Annotated in this window: 29 protein-coding genes; 1 reads left to right on the forward strand and 28 read right to left on the reverse strand. The window is 56.0% G+C overall.

What is annotated here, in order from left to right; genetic code table 11:
* Positions 1-165: 165 nt before the first annotated feature.
* Both CKW17_RS24190 and CKW17_RS24195 read right to left on the reverse strand, forming a co-directional pair.
* A complete protein-coding gene (locus tag CKW17_RS24190; protein WP_008081898.1) occupies positions 166-690 on the reverse strand; it encodes a single-stranded DNA-binding protein in 525 nt (174 codons plus the stop codon).
* A gap of 9 nt (positions 691-699) precedes the next feature.
* Positions 700-2,097 carry an MFS transporter gene (locus tag CKW17_RS24195; RefSeq protein WP_095122206.1) on the reverse strand — a complete coding sequence of 466 codons (1,398 nt, stop codon included), beginning with the start codon at positions 2,095-2,097 and terminating at the stop codon, positions 700-702.
* A 191-nt stretch (positions 2,098-2,288) separates the two neighbouring features.
* Here CKW17_RS24195 and uvrA point away from each other — a divergent pair, with 191 nt between their 5' ends.
* Positions 2,289-5,123, forward strand: coding sequence for an excinuclease ABC subunit UvrA (gene uvrA / locus CKW17_RS24200; RefSeq protein WP_095122208.1), 2,835 nt, complete (start codon positions 2,289-2,291; stop codon positions 5,121-5,123).
* Positions 5,124-5,188: 65 nt separating this feature from the next.
* Here uvrA and bfr read toward each other — a convergent pair whose 3' ends face one another.
* From bfr to rplB, 26 genes are all read right to left on the reverse strand, one after another.
* Positions 5,189-5,656 (reverse strand): bacterioferritin, encoded by a 468-nt coding sequence (bfr, locus tag CKW17_RS24205; protein WP_016983567.1) that lies wholly within the window; start codon positions 5,654-5,656, stop codon positions 5,189-5,191.
* 149 nt (positions 5,657-5,805) lie between these two features.
* On the reverse strand, positions 5,806-7,260 hold the full coding sequence (locus tag CKW17_RS24210) for a catalase (protein WP_095122210.1): 1,455 nt from the start codon (positions 7,258-7,260) through the stop codon (positions 5,806-5,808).
* Between the two features lie 240 nt (positions 7,261-7,500).
* A complete protein-coding gene (gene rplQ / locus CKW17_RS24215) occupies positions 7,501-7,887 on the reverse strand; it encodes a 50S ribosomal protein L17 (RefSeq protein ID WP_003176402.1) in 387 nt (128 codons plus the stop codon).
* A 42-nt stretch (positions 7,888-7,929) separates the two neighbouring features.
* Complete coding sequence (gene rpoA, locus CKW17_RS24220) at positions 7,930-8,931, reverse strand: DNA-directed RNA polymerase subunit alpha (protein ID WP_003186012.1); 1,002 nt, start codon at positions 8,929-8,931, stop codon at positions 7,930-7,932.
* Positions 8,932-8,953: 22 nt separating this feature from the next.
* Positions 8,954-9,574, reverse strand: coding sequence for a 30S ribosomal protein S4 (gene rpsD, locus CKW17_RS24225; protein ID WP_003176404.1), 621 nt, complete (start codon positions 9,572-9,574; stop codon positions 8,954-8,956).
* Between the two features lie 18 nt (positions 9,575-9,592).
* On the reverse strand, positions 9,593-9,982 hold the full coding sequence (gene rpsK / locus CKW17_RS24230; protein WP_002555466.1) for a 30S ribosomal protein S11: 390 nt from the start codon (positions 9,980-9,982) through the stop codon (positions 9,593-9,595).
* A 30-nt stretch (positions 9,983-10,012) separates the two neighbouring features.
* Positions 10,013-10,369 carry a 30S ribosomal protein S13 gene (gene rpsM / locus CKW17_RS24235; protein ID WP_009045849.1) on the reverse strand — a complete coding sequence of 119 codons (357 nt, stop codon included), beginning with the start codon at positions 10,367-10,369 and terminating at the stop codon, positions 10,013-10,015.
* A 130-nt stretch (positions 10,370-10,499) separates the two neighbouring features.
* The gene (rpmJ, locus tag CKW17_RS24240) at positions 10,500-10,616 is read right to left on the reverse strand and encodes a 50S ribosomal protein L36 (RefSeq protein ID WP_002555468.1); all 117 of its coding nucleotides are present in this window, start codon (positions 10,614-10,616) and stop codon (positions 10,500-10,502) included.
* Positions 10,617-10,643: 27 nt separating this feature from the next.
* Positions 10,644-11,972, reverse strand: coding sequence for a preprotein translocase subunit SecY (gene secY / locus CKW17_RS24245; protein WP_003228718.1), 1,329 nt, complete (start codon positions 11,970-11,972; stop codon positions 10,644-10,646).
* Positions 11,973-12,410 carry a 50S ribosomal protein L15 gene (gene rplO / locus CKW17_RS24250; RefSeq protein WP_003228720.1) on the reverse strand — a complete coding sequence of 146 codons (438 nt, stop codon included), beginning with the start codon at positions 12,408-12,410 and terminating at the stop codon, positions 11,973-11,975. It abuts the gene before it with no gap.
* Positions 12,411-12,413: 3 nt separating this feature from the next.
* Positions 12,414-12,590: a 50S ribosomal protein L30 gene (gene rpmD / locus CKW17_RS24255; RefSeq protein ID WP_003176408.1), complete on the reverse strand. Its 177-nt coding sequence runs from the start codon at positions 12,588-12,590 to the stop codon at positions 12,414-12,416.
* Between the two features lie 2 nt (positions 12,591-12,592).
* A complete protein-coding gene (gene rpsE / locus CKW17_RS24260; protein ID WP_003186035.1) occupies positions 12,593-13,093 on the reverse strand; it encodes a 30S ribosomal protein S5 in 501 nt (166 codons plus the stop codon).
* A 3-nt stretch (positions 13,094-13,096) separates the two neighbouring features.
* Positions 13,097-13,447, reverse strand: a complete 351-nt coding sequence (gene rplR, locus CKW17_RS24265; protein ID WP_003186037.1) for a 50S ribosomal protein L18 — start codon at positions 13,445-13,447, stop codon at positions 13,097-13,099.
* A 10-nt stretch (positions 13,448-13,457) separates the two neighbouring features.
* Positions 13,458-13,991: a 50S ribosomal protein L6 gene (gene rplF, locus CKW17_RS24270; protein ID WP_003176412.1), complete on the reverse strand. Its 534-nt coding sequence runs from the start codon at positions 13,989-13,991 to the stop codon at positions 13,458-13,460.
* 12 nt (positions 13,992-14,003) lie between these two features.
* Complete coding sequence (gene rpsH, locus CKW17_RS24275; protein WP_077574736.1) at positions 14,004-14,396, reverse strand: 30S ribosomal protein S8; 393 nt, start codon at positions 14,394-14,396, stop codon at positions 14,004-14,006.
* Positions 14,397-14,605: 209 nt separating this feature from the next.
* Positions 14,606-14,911 (reverse strand): 30S ribosomal protein S14, encoded by a 306-nt coding sequence (gene rpsN / locus CKW17_RS24280; RefSeq protein WP_003228726.1) that lies wholly within the window; start codon positions 14,909-14,911, stop codon positions 14,606-14,608.
* Positions 14,912-14,924: 13 nt separating this feature from the next.
* Positions 14,925-15,464, reverse strand: a complete 540-nt coding sequence (gene rplE, locus CKW17_RS24285) for a 50S ribosomal protein L5 (protein WP_003176415.1) — start codon at positions 15,462-15,464, stop codon at positions 14,925-14,927.
* Positions 15,465-15,484: 20 nt separating this feature from the next.
* Positions 15,485-15,799 (reverse strand): 50S ribosomal protein L24, encoded by a 315-nt coding sequence (gene rplX / locus CKW17_RS24290; protein ID WP_008081905.1) that lies wholly within the window; start codon positions 15,797-15,799, stop codon positions 15,485-15,487.
* Between the two features lie 11 nt (positions 15,800-15,810).
* On the reverse strand, positions 15,811-16,179 hold the full coding sequence (gene rplN / locus CKW17_RS24295; protein WP_002555479.1) for a 50S ribosomal protein L14: 369 nt from the start codon (positions 16,177-16,179) through the stop codon (positions 15,811-15,813).
* Between the two features lie 23 nt (positions 16,180-16,202).
* A complete protein-coding gene (gene rpsQ / locus CKW17_RS24300) occupies positions 16,203-16,469 on the reverse strand; it encodes a 30S ribosomal protein S17 (RefSeq protein WP_003194644.1) in 267 nt (88 codons plus the stop codon).
* 2 nt (positions 16,470-16,471) lie between these two features.
* Entirely contained in the window at positions 16,472-16,663 is a 192-nt protein-coding gene (gene rpmC, locus CKW17_RS24305) for a 50S ribosomal protein L29 (RefSeq protein ID WP_002555481.1), read from the reverse strand.
* Positions 16,663-17,076: a 50S ribosomal protein L16 gene (rplP, locus tag CKW17_RS24310; RefSeq protein ID WP_007896757.1), complete on the reverse strand. Its 414-nt coding sequence runs from the start codon at positions 17,074-17,076 to the stop codon at positions 16,663-16,665. The genes rpmC and rplP overlap by 1 nt, the downstream gene beginning before the upstream one ends.
* Before the next feature lie 12 nt (positions 17,077-17,088).
* Positions 17,089-17,775: a 30S ribosomal protein S3 gene (gene rpsC / locus CKW17_RS24315; protein WP_003176422.1), complete on the reverse strand. Its 687-nt coding sequence runs from the start codon at positions 17,773-17,775 to the stop codon at positions 17,089-17,091.
* 13 nt (positions 17,776-17,788) lie between these two features.
* On the reverse strand, positions 17,789-18,121 hold the full coding sequence (gene rplV, locus CKW17_RS24320; protein ID WP_003103908.1) for a 50S ribosomal protein L22: 333 nt from the start codon (positions 18,119-18,121) through the stop codon (positions 17,789-17,791).
* Positions 18,122-18,132: 11 nt separating this feature from the next.
* Entirely contained in the window at positions 18,133-18,408 is a 276-nt protein-coding gene (gene rpsS, locus CKW17_RS24325) for a 30S ribosomal protein S19 (protein ID WP_011336172.1), read from the reverse strand.
* 16 nt (positions 18,409-18,424) lie between these two features.
* On the reverse strand, positions 18,425-19,249 hold the full coding sequence (gene rplB, locus CKW17_RS24330) for a 50S ribosomal protein L2 (protein WP_003228734.1): 825 nt from the start codon (positions 19,247-19,249) through the stop codon (positions 18,425-18,427).
* Positions 19,250-19,255 lie beyond the last annotated feature (6 nt).

Raw genomic sequence — 19,255 nt, forward strand, 5'->3', positions numbered from 1 at the left:
GGCACGCTGCGATCTTTTGACTTTGATTTCAAGATCAAAAGATCGCAGCCTCGTTTCACTCGACAGCTCCTACAGTTGATCGGGGTTAGCGCTGATTTTTTCGCACAAAAAAGGCCCGTCGTTTAAGCGACGGGCCTTTTTATTTGCAGCGGTTACAGCAACAAATCAGAACGGAATATCGTCATCGAAGCTGTCGAAATCCGGAGCCGGTTGCGGTGCGGCCTGCTGAGGAGCCGGGGCCGAACGCTGTTGCGGAGCCGACTGCTGCGGACGCGGCGCCTGCTGGCGTGGGGCCGGAGCGGACTGCTGATAGTTGTTGCCACCGCCTTGTTGGTCGCCCTGTTGTGGACGGCCGCCGAGCAGTTGCATGGTGCCTTGCATGTCGACCACGATTTCGGTGGTGTAACGCTTGATACCGTCTTTTTCCCACTCACGGGTCTGCAGCTTGCCTTCGATGTACACCTGCGAACCCTTGCGCAGGTATTCGCCGGCGATTTCGGCAACCTTGCCGAACATCGAAACACGGTGCCACTCGGTCTTCTCGACCTTCTGACCGGTTTGCTTGTCGGTCCACTGTTCGCTGGTGGCCAGACTCAGGTTGGTCACGGCGTTACCGTTAGGCAGGTAGCGAACTTCGGGATCCTGGCCGCAAGTGCCGACCAATATGACTTTGTTAACCCCACGGGCCATAACGTTCTCCTAGGCTTCGCAAGCAGCCCCGGCCGGGTTGTTCACCAGGCGTTCGAGGGTGTCGCGATCCACTAATTCTTTGTCCAGTTTGATGTAAACAGCCGCTTCGTCAGCAACTATCACTGCATCGGTTACCCCTACGAGGGCCTTGAGGCGCTCGACCAGACCCGCTTCGCGGATCGCCTCGGGCGACAACGGCAAGCGCAGGCTCGTCACGTAGGGAGGTTCACGCATGGTAACAGCAAAGGCCAACCAAAGTGCAGCCAGCCCGGCACATCCAAGGAACACAACCGACAGACCGCCATGCTGAAACAGCCAGCCGCCGAGTATCCCGCCGAGTGCCGAACCGAGGAACTGGCTGGTGGAATACACGCCCATCGCCGTGCCCTTCCCGCCCGCCGGTGAAACCTTGCTGATCAGCGACGGCAATGAAGCCTCCAGCAGATTGAACGCGGTGAAGAACACCACCGTACCGATCACCAGAGCCCGCAGGCTGTCGCCGAACTGCCAGAAGAATAGCTCAGTCAGCATCAGCGTCAGGACGGCGCCGAGCAAAACTCGTTTCATTTTGCGTTTTTTCTCGCCATAGATGATGAACGGGATCATGGCGAAGAACGAAATCAGCAGCGCGGTGAGATAGACCCACCAGTGCTGTTCCTTGGGCAAACCGGCTTTTTCCACCAGTGCCAGTGGCAGCGCGACGAAGCTCGACATCAACATGGCATGTAACACAAAGATGCCCAGATCGAGTCGCAACAGGTCAGGATGCTTGAGCGTCGGCATCAAGGCCTGACGCGCCACGCCGGACTCGCGGTGAGTCAACGGCCCGGTGGATTTCGGCACCATGAACATCACGATGACGATGCCCACCAGCGCCATGCCGCCGGTGGCGAGAAACAATCCAGAGAGCCCGAAAGCGCGGGTCAACAGCGGCCCGACCACCATGGCCACGGCGAACGACAGACCGATGGTCATACCGATCATGGCCATCGCTTTGGTGCGATGTTGTTCGCGGGTCAGGTCGGAAAGCAGCGCCATGACCGCTGCGGAGATCGCCCCGGCACCTTGCAGGATCCGGCCGGCAATCACGCCCCAGATCGAATCGGCCTGAGACGCCAGCACACTGCCGAGGGCAAAGACGATCAGCCCGAGGTAAATCACCGGACGGCGGCCAATGCGGTCCGAAATGACGCCGAACGGAATCTGAAAAATTGCCTGGGTGAGGCCGTACGCGCCGATAGCCAACCCGATCAGGGCTGGGGTCGCGCCTGCCAGATCCATGCCGTAGGTCGCCAGTACCGGCAACACCATGAACATGCCAAGCATACGGAAGGCGAACACCAGGGCCAGACCGCTCGCCGCGCGGGTCTCGCTGCCACTCATGCGTTCGCTGTGGGGATCGTGCATGGAAAAACCTCGTGTGAACCGGCGGCGATTCTACCAGTCCCATCGGAAGACGGGGTAGATCGCGACGCTTTGACGCGTATAGATGAAACTCTCTTCATCCAGGGCAAAAAACCCTTCGTTTGATAGTGTGCATCCATCCAGTATTTGCCCGTATACTCCTACGTTTTCGACGCCCGCCGAGCGAGGCCACTTTGGACAAGATCCTGATACGTGGGGCCCGTACCCACAACCTGAAGAACATCGACCTGACCCTGCCACGGGACAAGCTGATCGTCATCACCGGCCTGTCCGGATCCGGCAAGTCGTCCCTGGCCTTCGATACGCTGTACGCCGAAGGTCAGCGCCGCTATGTCGAATCGCTGTCGGCCTACGCCCGCCAGTTCCTGTCGATGATGGAAAAACCCGACGTCGACACCATCGAAGGCCTGTCGCCGGCGATCTCCATCGAACAGAAGTCGACTTCGCACAACCCGCGCTCCACGGTCGGCACAATTACCGAAATCTACGATTACCTGCGCCTGCTCTATGCACGCGTCGGTACGCCACGCTGCCCGGATCACGACATTCCGCTGGAAGCGCAGACCGTCAGCCAGATGGTCGATCTGGTGCTGGCGCAGCCGGAAGGCAGCAAACTGATGTTGCTGGCCCCGGTGATCCGCGAGCGTAAAGGTGAACACCTTTCGGTCTTCGAAGAGCTGCGCGCACAAGGTTTCGTTCGCGCCCGGGTCAACGGCCGGATCTGTGAGCTCGACGAACTGCCGAAACTGGATAAACAGAAGAAGCACTCGATCGATGTAATCGTCGACCGTTTCAAGGTACGCGCCGATCTGCAGCAACGTCTGGCCGAGTCTTTCGAGACTGCGCTGAAACTGGCGGACGGTATTGCACTGGTCGCGCCGATGGACGATGAGCCGGGCGAAGAGATGATCTTCTCCGCGCGCTTCGCCTGTCCGATTTGCGGCCACGCAATCAGCGAGCTGGAACCCAAGCTGTTTTCCTTCAACAACCCGGCCGGCGCATGCCCGACGTGCGATGGTCTGGGTGTGAAGCAGTTCTTCGACATCAAGCGACTGGTCAACGGCGACCTGACCTTGGCCGAGGGCGCAATACGTGGATGGGACCGGCGTAACGTCTATTACTTCCAGATGCTCGGCTCATTGGCCTCGCACTACGGTTTCAGCCTCGAAGTACCGTTCAACGAACTGCCGGCCGATCAGCAGAAATTCATCCTGCATGGCAGCGGCTCGCAGAACGTTGACTTCAAATACCTCAACGACCGTGGCGATATCGTCAAACGCTCGCACCCGTTCGAAGGCATCGTGCCAAACCTGGAGCGTCGCTACCGCGAGACCGAGTCGGCGAGCGTGCGCGAAGAGCTGGCCAAGTTCCTCAGCACCCAATCGTGCCCGGATTGCCGAGGCACTCGCCTGCGCCGTGAAGCGCGGCACGTCTGGGTTGGCGAGAAAACGCTGCCGGCAGTGACCAACCTGCCGATTGGCGATGCTTGCGTGTACTTCGGCGAGCTGAAGATGACCGGCCGCCGTGGCGAGATCGCTGACAAGATCCTCAAGGAGATTCGCGAGCGCCTGCAGTTCCTCGTCAATGTCGGTCTCGATTATCTGTCGCTGGATCGCAGCGCTGACACCCTGTCCGGCGGTGAGGCGCAGCGGATTCGCCTGGCCAGCCAGATCGGTGCCGGACTTGTTGGCGTTCTGTACATCCTCGACGAGCCGTCCATCGGCTTGCACCAGCGAGATAACGATCGACTGCTCGGCACACTCAAGCACCTGCGCGATATCGGCAACACGGTGATTGTGGTCGAACACGACGAAGACGCGATTCGCCTGGCTGACTATGTCGTCGACATCGGCCCGGGCGCCGGTGTGCATGGCGGGCAAATCGTTGCCGAGGGTACGCCGGCTGAAGTCATGGCGCACCCGGACTCGCTGACCGGCAAATACCTGTCGGGCCGGGTGAAGATCGAAGTGCCAGCCAAACGCACCCCGCGCAATAAGAAGCTCAACCTGTCGCTCAAAGGGGCGCGCGGCAATAATCTGCGCAATGTCGATCTGGACATCCCGATTGGTCTGCTGACTTGCGTCACCGGTGTGTCCGGCTCGGGCAAGTCGACGCTGATCAACAATACCCTGTTCCCGCTGAGCGCCACCGCCCTCAACGGCGCGACCACGCTGGAAGCAGCGGCGCACGACAGCATCAAAGGCCTGGAACATCTCGACAAAGTCGTCGACATCGACCAGAGCCCGATCGGCCGTACACCGCGCTCCAACCCTGCGACCTATACCGGCCTGTTCACCCCAATCCGTGAGCTGTTCGCCGGCGTACCTGAGTCACGTTCCCGTGGTTACGGTCCAGGGCGTTTCTCGTTCAACGTCAAGGGTGGCCGCTGTGAGGCGTGCCAGGGCGATGGCCTGATCAAGGTTGAGATGCACTTCCTGCCGGACATCTACGTGCCGTGCGACGTGTGCAAGAGCAAGCGCTACAACCGCGAAACCCTTGAGATCAAATACAAGGGCAAGAGCATTCACGAAACCCTCGAGATGACCATCGAGGAGGCGCGGGAGTTCTTCGACGCGGTGCCGGCGCTGGCGCGCAAGCTGCAAACACTGATGGATGTCGGTCTGTCGTACATCAAGCTCGGGCAGTCGGCAACGACGCTTTCTGGTGGTGAGGCGCAGCGGGTCAAATTGTCTCGCGAGCTGTCCAAGCGCGATACCGGCAAGACGCTGTACATCCTCGATGAGCCAACCACTGGTTTGCACTTCGCGGATATCCAGCAATTGCTCGACGTGCTGCATCGCCTGCGCGACCACGGCAACACCGTGGTGGTGATCGAACACAACCTCGACGTGATCAAGACGGCCGACTGGCTGGTCGATCTGGGGCCGGAGGGCGGTTCGAAAGGTGGGCAGATCATTGCCACCGGCACCCCTGAGGACGTGGCCGAGATGAAGCAATCTCACACAGGCCATTACCTCAAGCCATTGCTGATTCGCGATCGGGCTTAAACGCCAGACACGAAAAAGCCCCTGTCACTTCAACAGTGACAGGGGCTTTTTTGTATCTATTGCAATCAGGAAGCGTGGGATTGCAGGTAGTTTTCGAGACCAATCAACTTGATCAGGCCCAACTGCTTTTCCAGCCAGTAGGTGTGATCTTCTTCGGTGTCGTTCAACTGCACGCGCAGGATCTCGCGGCTGACGTAGTCCTTGTGCTGTTCGCACAGCTCGATGCCTTTGCACAGTGCAGCGCGAACTTTGTATTCGAGGCGCAGATCCGCTTCGAGCATCTCCGGCACGGTGGTACCGACATCCAGATCGTCCGGACGCATGCGCGGCGTGCCTTCGAGCATCAGAATCCGGCGCATCAGTGCATCAGCGTGACCGGCTTCTTCTTCCATCTCGTGGTTGATTCGCTCGTAGAGCTTGGTGAACCCCCAGTCCTCATACATCCGCGAATGAACGAAATATTGATCACGCGCGGCCAGTTCGCCGGTCAGCAACGTGTTGAGGTAATCGATTACGTCTGGGTGGCCTTGCATCGCCCTACATCTCCCTACTTGAAAGGCTGTAGTTTGAACCAACCTGACTGGAAGGTCACCCGTTTCACGCAATAAAAGCGAAGATATTCTGAGAAAAGCAGCCTAAATAACGCAAAAACCGCCCAAATGAGGGCGGTTCTGCTTCTCGTTTAGACTTCGTTAAGCTGTACGTTGAGCAGCTTTGCGATTGCTTCTCCATACGCCGTGTCGGCTTTGTAGAAATGCTGCAACTGACGATCGACCACATCACTGGAAACACCCGACATGGCGCCGGCGATATTGCTGACCAGCAACGCTCTCTGCTCGTCGCTCATCAGGCGGAACAGCGCACCGGCGTGGCTGTAGTAATCAGTGTCTTCGCGGTGATCGTAGCGATCGGCAGCACCGCTCAAGGCCAGTGCAGGTTCTGCGTAACGCGGAGCTTGTTTCGGCGCTTCGGTGTAGCTGTTCGGTTCGTAGTTAGGTGCTGCACCACCGTTGCTGCCGAACGCCATTGAGCCGTCGCGCTGGTAAGTATTTACCGGGCTGCGTGGCGCGTTTACCGGCAGTTGCTGGTGATTGGTACCCACGCGGTAGCGGTGAGCGTCAGCGTACGCAAATACGCGGCCCTGTAACATACGATCTGGCGACAGACCAACACCTGGCACCATATTGCTTGGGCCGAATGCCGCTTGCTCGACTTCTGCGAAATAGTTCTGCGGGTTGCGGTTCAGCTCCAACTCACCCACCTCGATCAACGGGAACTCTTTCTGCGACCAGGTTTTGGTGACATCGAAAGGATTCTCGTAATGCGCAGCAGCCTGAGCCTCCGTCATGACCTGGATGCACACGCGCCATTTCGGGAATTCACCGCGCTCGATCGCTTCGAACAGATCACGCTGGGCGTAATCCGGATCGGTGCCAGCCAACCGTGCAGCATCGGCCGGAGCCAGATTCTTGATGCCTTGTTTGGTCTTGTAGTGCCATTTCACCCAGTGACGCTCACCTTTTGCGCTGATCAGGCTGTAGGTGTGGCTGCCGAAGCCGTGCATGTGACGGTAGCCATCAGGAATGCCACGATCGGAGAACAGAATGGTGACCTGGTGCAGCGCCTCAGGCGAATGCGACCAGAAGTCCCACATCATCTGCGCGCTTTTCAGGTTGCTTTGCGGCAGGCGCTTTTGGGTGTGGATGAAATCAGGGAATTTCAACGGATCGCGAATGAAGAACACTGGCGTGTTGTTGCCAACGATGTCCCAGTTACCTTCTTCGGTGTAGAACTTCAGCGCGAAACCACGAGGGTCTCGCTCGGTATCCGCCGAACCGCGCTCGCCACCGACAGTGGAGAATCGCAAAAACGTCGGGGTCTGCTTGCCGACAGATTCGAACAGCTTGGCGCTGGTGTACTCGGTTATGTCACGAGTCACGGTAAACGTGCCGTAAGCACCCGAGCCTTTGGCATGTACGCGGCGCTCAGGGATGTTTTCACGATTAAAGTGGGCGAGCTTCTCGATCAGATGAAAGTCGTCGAGCAGCAGCGGGCCACGCGGGCCGGCGGAGCGAGAATTCTGGTTATCAGCGACAGGTGCGCCACTGGCGGTCGTAAGCGTTTTGATCTGGCTCATACGGTCTTCTTCCTCTGTCAGTCTTGAAACTGCCGGCTAATCGGCTTGCTGGGAAGTATCGATCATCCATGTGACGCCTACAAATTCATTAACTTGCAGACATCGATAGATAATTACTAATTATGTTTCCCAGCACATAGTGCCAACAGAAAGGTGTCAGAAGCTTGTACGAACAGCGCATTTTCTTGCAGGCACAAAAAACCGGGCACTAGGCCCGGTTCTTTGTTTCAGACTGACGTCTTACTCGGCGGATACAGCTTCGCCAGCAGTAGCACGATCAACCAACTCGACGTACGCCATAGGCGCGTTGTCGCCAGCGCGGAAACCGCACTTGAGGATGCGCAGGTAGCCACCCTCACGGGTAGCGTAACGCTTGCCCAGATCGTTGAAGAGCTTACCAACGATAGCTTTCGAACGAGTACGGTCGAAAGCCAGACGGCGGTTAGCCAGGCTGTCTGTCTTGGCCAGAGTGATCAGCGGCTCAGCAACGCGACGCAGTTCTTTGGCTTTTGGCAGAGTAGTTTTGATCAGCTCGTGCTCGAACAGCGACACCGCCATGTTTTGGAACATGGCCTTGCGGTGCGAGCTGGTGCGGCTCAGGTGACGACCACTTTTACGATGACGCATGGTTCATTCCTTACCAAACACTACGTTCGGTGATTACGACGATCAGGCAGTCGCCTTGTCGTCCTTCTTAAGACTTGCAGGCGGCCAGTTGTCGAGGCGCATGCCGAGGGACAGACCGCGGGAGGCCAGAACGTCCTTGATTTCAGTCAAGGATTTCTTGCCCAGGTTCGGAGTCTTCAACAGCTCTACTTCGGTACGCTGAATCAGGTCACCGATGTAGTAGATGTTTTCCGCCTTAAGGCAGTTAGCCGAACGTACAGTCAGTTCCAGATCGTCAACCGGGCGAAGCAGGATCGGATCGATCTCGTCTTCCTGCTCGACAACCACTGGCTCACTGTCACCTTTGAGGTCGACGAACGCAGCCAACTGCTGTTGCAGGATGGTTGCAGCGCGGCGGATAGCCTCTTCAGGATCCAGAGTACCGTTGGTTTCCAGATCAATAACCAGCTTGTCCAGGTTGGTACGCTGCTCGACACGGGCGTTTTCCACCACGTATGCGATACGGCGAACCGGGCTGAACGAAGAGTCAAGCTGCAAGCGACCGATGCTGCGGCTTTCGTCTTCATCGCTCTGACGCGAGTCGGCTGGTTCATAACCACGACCACGAGCTACGGTGAGCTTCATGTTCAGGGCGCCGTTAGACGCCAGGTTAGCGATTACGTGATCGGGATTAACGATCTCGACATCATGATCCAGCTGAATATCGGCAGCGGTAACCACCCCCGAACCCTTCTTCGACAAGGTCAGCGTAACTTCGTCACGACCGTGCAGCTTGATGGCCAGACCTTTAAGGTTCAACAGGATTTCAATTACGTCTTCCTGTACACCTTCGATGGCGCTGTACTCGTGGAGCACACCGTCAATCTCGGCCTCGACTACTGCGCAGCCGGGCATTGAGGACAACAGGATGCGTCGCAGCGCGTTGCCCAGGGTGTGGCCAAAACCACGCTCGAGAGGCTCGAGAGTGATCTTGGCGCGGGTTGGACTGACAACCTGCACATCAATATGGCGGGGTGTCAGGAACTCATTTACCGAAATCTGCATGGATGCACCTATTTTCTAGCCCTTACTTGGAGTAGAGCTCGACAATCAGGCTTTCGTTGATGTCGGCGGACAGATCACTGCGAGCAGGAACGTTCTTGAAAACGCCCGACTTCTTCTCAGTGTCTACTTCTACCCATTCTACGCGGCCACGTTGGGCACACAGATCGAGAGCTTGGACAATGCGAAGTTGGTTTTTTGCTTTCTCGCGAACTGCAACCACGTCACCAGCACGAACCTGATACGACGGAACGTTTACGGTCTGACCGTTAACGCTGATCGACTTGTGCGATACCAGCTGACGGGATTCGGCACGAGTCGAACCAAAGCCCATACGGTATACAACGTTGTCCAGACGGCATTCGAGCAGTTGCAGCAGGTTTTCACCGGTTGCACCTTTCTTGCCAGCAGCTTCTTTGTAGTAGCCGCTGAACTGACGCTCGAGAACGCCGTAGATACGACGGACCTTCTGCTTTTCACGCAGTTGGGTGCCGTAATCGGACTGGCGACCGCGGCGTTGGCCGTGGATACCAGGTGCTGCTTCAATGTTGCACTTCGATTCGATCGCGCGCACGCCGCTCTTCAGGAAGAGATCGGTGCCTTCGCGACGAGCGAGTTTGCATTTTGGACCAATGTAACGAGCCATTCTTTACAATCTCCTGGATTACACGCGGCGCTTCTTCGGCGGACGGCACCCGTTGTGCGGGATTGGCGTCACGTCGGTGATGCTGGCGATCTTATAGCCACAGCCGTTCAATGCACGGACAGCAGACTCACGACCTGGACCTGGACCTTTGACGTTAACGTCGAGGTTTTTCAGGCCATATTCCAGCGCAGCTTGACCAGCACGTTCAGCAGCTACTTGAGCAGCAAACGGGGTGGACTTGCGGGAACCGCGGAAACCCGAACCACCGGAGGTAGCCCAAGAAAGCGCGTTACCTTGACGGTCGGTGATGGTCACGATGGTGTTGTTAAAAGAAGCATGGATGTGGGCGATGCCATCAACCACTGTCTTTTTAACTTTTTTACGAGGACGAGCAGCAGGTTTTGCCATGATTAATTTCCTGTCGATTCGCGTGGGCGATTACTTGCGGATCGGCTTACGCGGACCTTTACGGGTACGCGCGTTAGTCTTGGTACGCTGACCGCGCACTGGAAGACCACGACGATGACGCAGACCACGGTAGCAACCGAGGTCCATCAAACGCTTGATTTTCATGTTGATTTCGCGACGCAGGTCACCTTCAGTGGTGAACTTCGCCACTTCGCCACGCAACTGCTCAATCTGCTCGTCGCTCAGATCTTTGATCTTTGCGGCTGGGTTTACCCCAGTCTCTGCGCAAATTTTCTGCGCAGTAGTGCGACCAACACCATAGATGTAGGTCAGCGAGATAACAGTATGCTTGTTATCTGGAATGTTAACGCCTGCAATACGGGCCATTCAGTGGGACTCCAATTGACAGCTACCTACGCCCCGGAAGCCAAGAAATAGGGCGCGAGATAATATCGCTGTAATAACAAATAATCAACCCGGTAGCGCACTAGCTACCGGGCTTGAAGCACAATCACACTCAGCCTTGGCGCTGTTTGTGACGCGGTTCCGCGCTGCAAATTACTCGAACAACACCTTCGCGGCGAATAATCTTGCAGTTACGGCACAGCTTTTTCACCGATGCACGAACTTTCATCACCAACTCCTCGAACCTTATGGGTACTCAGCGCAACATGCCGCTGCCGTAACCCTTCAGGTTGGCTTTCTTCATCAGGGATTCGTACTGGTGCGAAACGAGGTGCGATTGTACTTGGGACATGAAGTCCATCACAACCACGACCACGATCAGCAACGAGGTCCCGCCAAGGTAGAACGGAACGTTGGCTGCAACCACCAGGAACTGGGGCAACAGGCACACGGCCGTCATGTAAAGAGCACCGAACATGGTCAAGCGAGTCAGAACGCCATCAATATAGCGCGCAGACTGCTCACCTGGACGGATGCCCGGAATAAAGGCACCGGACTTCTTCAGGTTTTCCGCTACGTCTTTCGGATTGAACATCAACGCCGTATAGAAGAAGCAGAAGAAAATAATCCCTGCACTAAACAGCAGAATATTCAACGGCTGACCAGGAGCGATCGACTGCGAGATGTCCTGCAACCAGCCCATACCTTCAGACTGACCGAACCAGGCACCCAACGAAGCCGGGAACAGCAAAATGCTGCTCGCGAAAATAGCCGGAATAACACCGGCCATGTTCACCTTCAACGGCAGGTGGCTAGTCTGCGCAGCAAAAACCTTGCGGCCCTGCTGACGCTTGGCGTAGTGAACAGCAATACGACGCTGACCACGCTCAATGAACACCACGAAACCGATAATCGCTACTGCCAGCAAACCGATGGCAACCAAGGCGAAGATGTTGATATCACCCTGACGCGCAGACTCGAAAGACTGCCCGATTGCTCTCGGAAGACCGGCGACGATACCCGAAAAAATCAACATCGAGATACCGTTGCCTACACCACGCTCAGTAATCTGCTCACCCAGCCACATCATGAACATCGCACCAGCCACAAAAGTGGATACCGCGACGAAATGGAAGCCAAAGTCACCAGTGAACGCAACGCCCTGCCCCGCCAGACCAATGGACATGCCAATAGCCTGAACCAGAGCGAGGACGACGGTGCCGTAGCGGGTGTACTGGCTAATCTTGCGACGGCCAGCTTCACCTTCCTTCTTCAACTGCTCCAGCTGCGGGCTGACGGCTGTCATCAATTGCATGATGATCGATGCCGAAATGTACGGCATGATCCCCAGTGCAAAGATGCTCATCCGTTCCAGCGCGCCGCCGGAGAACATGTTGAACAAGCTAAGAATGGTCCCCTCATTCTGTCGAAACAGGTCTGCGAGTCGGTCCGGGTTAATACCTGGAACCGGGATGTGTGCGCCTATTCGGTAGACGATAATCGCCAGGAACAGAAAACGCAGACGAGCCCAGAGTTCAGACATACCGCCTTTGCCGAGCGCAGAGAGAGCACCTTGCTTAGCCATTTATTCCTCGAACTTGCCGCCAGCTGCTTCGATAGCCGCACGCGCACCTTTGGTGGCGCCGATTCCCTTGCCGATAGTGACAGCGCGAGTCACTTCACCGGACAGCATGATTTTCACACGCTGTACGTTGACGTTGATCACGTTGGCATCTTTCAGGGACTGCACGGTGACGATGTCGCCTTCCACTTTAGCCAGCTCGGACAGACGCACTTCTGCGCGATCCATGGCTTTCAGGGAAACGAAACCGAACTTCGGCAGGCGACGATGCAGCGGCTGTTGACCGCCTTCAAAGCCTGGAGCAATGGTGCCACCGGAGCGGGAGGTCTGACCTTTGTGACCACGGCCACCAGTCTTACCCAAACCGCTACCGATACCACGGCCCGGACGATGCTTTTCGCGACGGGAACCCGGCGCTGGACTCAGATCATTGAGTTTCATCGATTAACCCTCGACACGCAGCATGTAGTAAGCCTTGTTGATCATCCCGCGATTCTCGGGAGTATCCTGGACTTCTACAGTGTGACCGATGCGACGCAGACCGAGACCCTTAACGCACAGTTTGTGGTTAGGGATGCGGCCGGTCATGCTTTTGATCAGCGTTACTTTAACGGTAGCCATGATCAGAAGATCTCCTTGACGCTTTTGCCACGCTTGGCGGCAATGGATTCAGGAGACTGCATAGCTTTCAAACCTTTGAAAGTGGCGTGAACCACGTTTACCGGGTTAGTCGAGCCGTAGCACTTGGCCAGAACGTTCTGAACGCCAGCAACTTCGAGGACAGCACGCATAGCGCCGCCAGCGATGATACCGGTACCTTCAGAAGCAGGCTGCATGTACACCTTCGAAGCGCCGTGAGCGGACTTCATTGCGTACTGCAGAGTGGTGCCGTTCAGATCAACTTGGATCATGTTGCGGCGAGCAGCTTCCATTGCCTTCTGGATCGCAGCAGGCACTTCACGCGACTTGCCACGGCCGAAGCCAACACGCCCTTTACCATCACCAACCACGGTCAACGCGGTGAAAGTGAAGATACGGCCGCCTTTAACGGTTTTGGCTACGCGGTTAACTTGAACCAGCTTCTCAATGTAGCCTTCGTCGCGCTTTTGGTCGTTATTTGACATAACTTAGAACTCCAGCCCAGCTTCACGAGCAGCATCAGCCAGCGCTTTAACGCGGCCGTGGTACTTGAAGCCAGAGCGGTCGAAAGCCACTTGCGAGACGCCAGCGGCCTTAGCACGCGTAGCGACCAGCTGGCCAACCTTTGTGGCCGCGTCGATGTTGCCAGTGGCGCCATCACGCAGTTCTTTATCCAAAGTCGAGGCGCTTGCCAGGACTTTGTTGCCGTCGGCCGAGATGACCTGGGCGTAGATGTGCTGCGACGAGCGGAACACGCAGAGACGCACGACTTCGAGTTCGTGCATTTTCAGGCGTGCTTTGCGAGCGCGACGCAGTCGAGTAACTTTTTTGTCGGTCATTTGCTATGCCCTACTTCTTCTTGGCTTCTTTACGACGGACGACTTCGTCCGCGTAGCGCACACCTTTGCCTTTGTACGGCTCTGGTGGACGGAAGTCGCGGATCTCAGCAGCCACTTGACCTACCAGCTGCTTGTCGATGCCCTTGATCAGGATATCGGTCTGGCTAGGAGTCTCAGCGGTGATGCCTTCCGGCAGTTCGTAATCCACTGGGTGCGAGAAGCCAAGGGCCAGGTTCAGAACCGTGCCTTTTGCTTGCGCTTTGTAACCAACACCGACCAGCTGGAGCTTGCGCTCGAAGCCTTGGCTTACGCCTTGGACCATGTTGTTTACCAACGCACGCGTGGTACCGGCCATTGCGCGAGTTTGTTGATCGCCATTGCGAGCAGCGAAACGCAGCTCACCAGCTTCTTCAACGATCTCAACGGACGAATGGATGTTCAGTTCAAGAGTACCCTTGGCACCCTTCACCGAAAGCTGTTGGCCTGCGAATTTTACTTCGACACCGGCTGGCAGCTTAACGGGGTTCTTAGCGACGCGAGACATGCTTATCCCCCCTTAGAACACAGTGCAAAGAACTTCGCCGCCGACACCGGCAGCGCGCGCAGCACGATCCGTCATCACACCTTTGTTGGTGGAGACGATAGACACGCCAAGACCGCCACGAACTTTCGGCAGATCTTCAACGGACTTGTACTGACGCAGGCCTGGACGACTAACGCGCTTCACTTCTTCGATAACCGGACGGCCTTCGAAGTACTTCAGCTCGATGGACAACGACGGCTTAGCGTCGGTGGTGATCTGAAAATCCGCGATGTAACCTTCGTCCTTCAGGACTTTTGCTACAGCCGCCTTCAACGTGGAAGATGGCATGCTTACGACAGACTTTTCAGCCATCTGGGCATTACGGATTCGAGTTAGCATGTCCGCTAACGGGTCCTGCATACTCATGGGCTAGACGCTCCTAATACAGAAAAATTAGCCTTGCGGCTACTACTTGTCGCCGAGAACTTCCGGGCATGAAAAACACGGGCTCAGGCGAGCCGGTCATTCTAGACATACCCCAGAAATGAATCAAGCCCCAAAAGGGGCTTGATTCAGATTCAAGGCCACCGATGGTCAGGTTCTTGCGAACCCGAACATCGAGACTTTGACAGCAATTACCAGCTGGCTTTAACCAGACCTGGTACGTCACCACGCATTGCAGCTTCACGCAGCTTGTTACGGCCAAGGCCGAACTTGCGGTAAACGCCGTGCGGACGACCAGTCAGGCGGCAACGGTTACGCATGCGCGAAGCGCTTGCGTCACGTGGTTGCTTCTGCAGAGCTACGGTAGCTTCCCAACGTGCTTCTGGACTTGCGTTCAGATCAACGATGATAGCTTTCAGCGCTGCACGCTTGGTGGCGTACTTGGCAACGGTGAGCTGACGCTTCAGCTCACGGTTTTTCATGCTCTTCTTGGCCATTTTCCTACTCCAATCAGTTGCGGAACGGGAATTTGAAAGCACGCAGCAGAGCGCGGCCTTCATCATCGTTCTTGGCAGTGGTGGTCAGGGTAATGTCCAGACCGCGGAGAGCATCGATCTTGTCGTAGTCGATTTCCGGGAAAATGATCTGCTCTTTCACGCCCATGCTGTAGTTACCACGACCATCGAAGGACTTGGCATTCAGGCCGCGGAAGTCGCGAACCCGAGGCAGGGAGATCGAAAGCAGACGATCCAGGAACTCATACATACGCTCACGGCGCAGAGTCACCTTGACGCCGATCGGCCATCCTTCACGGACTTTAAAGCCAGCGATGGATTTACGAGCGTAGGTCACAACGACTTTTTGGCCGGTGATCTTTTCCAGGTCAGCAACAGCATGCTCGATGACTTTTTTGTCACCAACAGCTTCGCCCAGACCCATGTTCAGGGTGATTTTTGTAACGCGTGGAACTTCCATCACGTTCGAAAGCTTAAGTTCTTCCTTAAGCTTCGGTGCGATTTCCTTCCAGTAAATCTCTTTTAGTCGTGCCATGGTCTTCTACCTAGCAGTGTTCAAGCATCAACCGCTTTTTGGGTCGACTTGAAGACACGAATTTTCTTGCCGTCTTCTACTTTGAAACCAACGCGGTCAGCCTTGTTGGTTTCGCCGTTGAAAATGGCGACGTTAGAAGCGTCCAGTGGAGCTTCTTTTTCGACGATACCGCCTTGCACGCCCGACATCGGGTTAGGCTTGGTATGACGCTTCACCAGGTTCAGACCGCTGATAACCAGACGGTTATTAGCAAGAACCTTGAGCACCTTACCGCGCTTACCTTTGTCTTTGCCGGCGATCACGATGATCTCGTCGTCACGACGAATCTTTTGCATGTCGGATCTCCTTACAGCACTTCTGGGGCGAGCGAGACGATCTTCATGAACTTCTCAGTACGAAGTTCACGGGTCACTGGCCCAAAGATACGGGTGCCGATCGGCTCTTGCTTGTTGTTCAGAAGAACAGCAGCGTTGCCATCAAAGCGGATAATGGAGCCATCAGCACGACGTACGCCGTGACGAGTGCGGACTACAACAGCAGTCATCACTTGGCCTTTTTTCACTTTACCGCGAGGAATTGCTTCCTTCACGGTAACTTTGATGATGTCACCGATACCAGCGTAACGACGATGGGAGCCACCCAGCACCTTGATGCACATAACACGGCGAGCGCCGCTGTTATCGGCCACATCGAGCATGGATTGAGTCTGAATCATATAATTTCTCCGACCCCTAGTCCTTAGACTTCCACAGCGCGTTCGAGAACATCAACCAGCGCCCAAGACTTGGTCTTGGCCATAGGACGAGTTTCACGAATAGTGACTTTGTCGCCGATGTGGCACTGGTTGGTTTCGTCGTGCGCGTGCAGCTTAGTCGAACGCTTAACGTATTTACCGTAGATCGGGTGCTTTACGCGACGCTCGATCAATACGGTGATGGTTTTGTCCATCTTGTCGCTGACAACACGGCCAGTCAGCGTACGGACAGTTTTTTCGGCTTCAGCCATGATCACTTACCTGCCTGCTGGTTGAGCACAGTCTTCACGCGAGCGATGTCACGTTTAACTTGCGAGAGCAGATGAGACTGCCCCAACTGGCCAGTTGCTTTCTGCATACGCAGATTGAACTGGTCGCGCAGCAAGCCGAGCAGTTGCTCGTTCAGCTGCTGTGCGGATTTTTCACGAAGTTCATTCGCTTTCATCACATCACCGTCCGTTTAACAAAGGCGGTGGCGAGCGGCAGCTTTGCAGCAGCCAGGGCAAAAGCCTCACGCGCCAGCTCTTCAGAAACACCCTCGATTTCATACAGGACTTTGCCTGGCTGAATCTGGGCAACCCAGTACTCCACACTACCCTTACCTTTACCCATACGAACTTCGAGGGGCTTTTTGGAAATAGGCTTGTCCGGGAATACACGGATCCAGATCTTGCCGCCACGTTTAACGTGACGGGTCAGAGCACGACGCGCTGACTCGATCTGACGAGCGGTGAGACGACCACGAGCTACAGACTTCAGCGCGAACTCGCCGAAGCTGACTTTGCTACCGCGCTGAGCCAGACCACGGTTGTGGCCTGTCATCTGCTTGCGGAACTTCGTACGCTTAGGTTGCAACATTTGGCGTACCCCTTACTTAGCAGCTTTTTTACGAGGCGCTGGTGCTTGTGGTTTCAGCTCTTCTTGGCGACCACCAATTACTTCGCCTTTGAAGATCCAAACCTTTACACCGATCACACCGTAAGTGGTGTGAGCTTCGTAGTTGGCATAGTCGATGTCGGCACGCAGGGTGTGCAATGGCACACGACCTTCGCGATACCATTCAGTACGTGCGATTTCAGCACCGCCGAGACGACCGCTCACTTGGATTTTGATGCCCTTGGCACCAATGCGCATTGCGTTCTGAACTGCGCGCTTCATAGCGCGACGGAACATTACACGACGCTCCAGCTGCTGAGCTACGCTCTGCGCAACCAGCATACCGTCGAGCTCCGGCTTGCGGATCTCTTCGATATTGATGTGCACAGGCACACCCATTTGCTTGGTCAGGTCCTGACGCAGTTTCTCAACATCTTCACCTTTCTTCCCGATAACGATACCTGGACGAGCGGTGTGGATGGTGATACGTGCAGTTTGGGCCGGACGATGGATATCGATACGGCTTACGGACGCGCTTTTTAGTTTGTCTTGGAGATACTCACGCACTTTCAGATCTGCGAACAAGTAGTCCGCATAAGTCCGACCGTCTGCGTACCAGACGGAGGTGTGCTCCTTGACGATTCCCAGGCGAATGCCAATGGGATGTACTTTCTGACCCATCTCTTCGACTCCGTTACTTGTCAGCAACCTTGACAGTGATATGGCAAGACCGCTTGACGATGCGATCAGCACGGCCTTTGGCACGTGGCATGATGCGCTTCAGCGAACGCCCTTCGTTGACGAAAACGGTGCTGACCTTCAGGTCATCAACGTCTGCGCCTTCGTTATGCTCGGCGTTGGCTACGGCCGACTCCAGCACTTTCTTCATGATCTCGGCGGCTTTCTTACTGCTGAAAGCCAACAAGTTGAGCGCTTCGCCCACCTTCTTCCCGCGGATCTGGTCGGCGACCAAGCGGGCTTTCTGGGCGGAGATTCGAGCGCCCGACAACTTAGCGGCTACTTCCATTTCCTAACCCCTTAACGCTTGGCTTTCTTGTCAGCCACGTGCCCGCGATAGTTGCGGGTACCGGCGAACTCGCCCAGTTTGTGGCCGACCATGTCTTCGTTAACGAGAACTGGGACGTGCTGACGACCGTTGTGTACTGCGATGGTCAGACCGACCATTTGTGGCAGGATCATCGAACGACGCGACCAAGTCTTAATTGGTTTGCGATCGTTCTTTTCCGCCGCCACTTCGATCTTCTTCAGTAGGTGAAGATCAATAAAAGGACCTTTTTTCAGAGAACGTGGCACTGTCGTATCCCTCTATTTACTTGCGACGACGGACGATCATTTTGTCGGTACGCTTATTACCACGAGTCTTCGCGCCCTTAGTCGGGAAGCCCCATGGCGATACCGGATGACGACCACCAGAGGTACGACCTTCACCACCACCATGTGGGTGGTCAACCGGGTTCATGGCAACACCACGAACGGTTGGGCGAACGCCACGCCAGCGCTTGGCACCAGCTTTACCCAGCGAACGCAGGCTGTGCTCGGAGTTCGAGACTTCGCCCAGGGTCGCACGGCATTCAGCCAGCACTTTACGCATTTCACCGGAACGCAGACGCAGGGTAACGTAAACGCCTTCACGAGCGATCAGCTGAGCCGAAGCACCAGCAGAACGAGCGATCTGTGCGCCTTTACCTGGCTTCAGTTCGATGCCGTGTACGGTAGAACCGACTGGAATGTTGCGCAGTTGCAGAGCGTTACCTGGCTTGATTGGAGCCAGAGCGCCTGCGATCAGCTGGTCGCCAGCACTCACGCCTTTAGGGGCGATGATGTAGCGGCGCTCGCCGTCTGCGTAGCAGAGCAGTGCGATGTGAGCAGTACGGTTTGGATCGTATTCGATACGCTCGACAGTGGCGACGATGCCATCTTTGTCGTTGCGACGGAAATCGACCATACGATAATGCTGTTTATGACCACCACCGATGTGACGCGTGGTAATACGGCCATTGTTGTTACGACCACCAGTCTTCGATTTTTTCTCGAGCAGCGGTGCGTGAGGAGCGCCTTTATGCAGCTCCTGGTTGACCACCTTGACCACAAAACGGCGGCCAGGGGAAGTCGGTTTGCATTTAACGATTGCCATGATGCA

It is taken from the genome of Pseudomonas sp. Irchel s3f10 (assembly GCF_900187515.1).
GTDB classification, from domain to species: domain Bacteria; phylum Pseudomonadota; class Gammaproteobacteria; order Pseudomonadales; family Pseudomonadaceae; genus Aquipseudomonas; species Aquipseudomonas tensinigenes.

Coding starts and splice junctions, on each gene's coding strand:
- rpoA (WP_003186012.1), bottom strand. CDS start 8,931: ATGCAGATTTCGGTAAATGAGTTCCTGACACCCCGCCATATTGATGTG.
- CKW17_RS24210 (WP_095122210.1), bottom strand. CDS start 7,260: ATGAGCCAGATCAAAACGCTTACGACCGCCAGTGGCGCACCTGTCGCT.
- rpmD (WP_003176408.1), bottom strand. CDS start 12,590: ATGGCTACCGTTAAAGTAACGCTGATCAAAAGCATGACCGGCCGCATC.
- rpsD (WP_003176404.1), bottom strand. CDS start 9,574: ATGGCTCGTTACATTGGTCCAAAATGCAAACTCGCTCGTCGCGAAGGC.
- rplV (WP_003103908.1), bottom strand. CDS start 18,121: ATGGAAGTAGCCGCTAAGTTGTCGGGCGCTCGAATCTCCGCCCAGAAA.
- rplF (WP_003176412.1), bottom strand. CDS start 13,991: ATGTCTCGCGTCGCTAAGAACCCCGTTAAGCTGCCAGCCGGTGTCGAA.
- CKW17_RS24195 (WP_095122206.1), bottom strand. CDS start 2,097: ATGCACGATCCCCACAGCGAACGCATGAGTGGCAGCGAGACCCGCGCG.
- rpsN (WP_003228726.1), bottom strand. CDS start 14,911: ATGGCCAAGAAGAGCATGAAAAACCGTGAGCTGAAGCGTCAGCTCACC.
- rplR (WP_003186037.1), bottom strand. CDS start 13,447: ATGACCGACAAAAAAGTTACTCGACTGCGTCGCGCTCGCAAAGCACGC.
- bfr (WP_016983567.1), bottom strand. CDS start 5,656: ATGCAAGGCCACCCAGACGTAATCGATTACCTCAACACGTTGCTGACC.
- rpsH (WP_077574736.1), bottom strand. CDS start 14,396: ATGAGTATGCAGGACCCGTTAGCGGACATGCTAACTCGAATCCGTAAT.
- rpmJ (WP_002555468.1), bottom strand. CDS start 10,616: ATGAAAGTTCGTGCATCGGTGAAAAAGCTGTGCCGTAACTGCAAGATT.
- rplB (WP_003228734.1), bottom strand. CDS start 19,249: ATGGCAATCGTTAAATGCAAACCGACTTCCCCTGGCCGCCGTTTTGTG.
- CKW17_RS24190 (WP_008081898.1), bottom strand. CDS start 690: ATGGCCCGTGGGGTTAACAAAGTCATATTGGTCGGCACTTGCGGCCAG.
- rpsC (WP_003176422.1), bottom strand. CDS start 17,775: ATGGGTCAGAAAGTACATCCCATTGGCATTCGCCTGGGAATCGTCAAG.
- secY (WP_003228718.1), bottom strand. CDS start 11,972: ATGGCTAAGCAAGGTGCTCTCTCTGCGCTCGGCAAAGGCGGTATGTCT.
- rplQ (WP_003176402.1), bottom strand. CDS start 7,887: ATGCGTCATCGTAAAAGTGGTCGTCACCTGAGCCGCACCAGCTCGCAC.
- rplO (WP_003228720.1), bottom strand. CDS start 12,410: ATGAAACTCAATGATCTGAGTCCAGCGCCGGGTTCCCGTCGCGAAAAG.
- rplN (WP_002555479.1), bottom strand. CDS start 16,179: ATGATTCAGACTCAATCCATGCTCGATGTGGCCGATAACAGCGGCGCT.
- rpsQ (WP_003194644.1), bottom strand. CDS start 16,469: ATGGCTGAAGCCGAAAAAACTGTCCGTACGCTGACTGGCCGTGTTGTC.
- rpmC (WP_002555481.1), bottom strand. CDS start 16,663: ATGAAAGCGAATGAACTTCGTGAAAAATCCGCACAGCAGCTGAACGAG.
- rpsK (WP_002555466.1), bottom strand. CDS start 9,982: ATGGCAAAACCTGCTGCTCGTCCTCGTAAAAAAGTTAAAAAGACAGTG.
- rpsE (WP_003186035.1), bottom strand. CDS start 13,093: ATGTCAAATAACGACCAAAAGCGCGACGAAGGCTACATTGAGAAGCTG.
- rplP (WP_007896757.1), bottom strand. CDS start 17,076: ATGTTGCAACCTAAGCGTACGAAGTTCCGCAAGCAGATGACAGGCCAC.
- rplX (WP_008081905.1), bottom strand. CDS start 15,799: ATGCAAAAGATTCGTCGTGACGACGAGATCATCGTGATCGCCGGCAAA.
- rplE (WP_003176415.1), bottom strand. CDS start 15,464: ATGGCACGACTAAAAGAGATTTACTGGAAGGAAATCGCACCGAAGCTT.
- rpsM (WP_009045849.1), bottom strand. CDS start 10,369: ATGGCCCGTATTGCAGGCGTTAACATTCCAGATAACAAGCATACTGTT.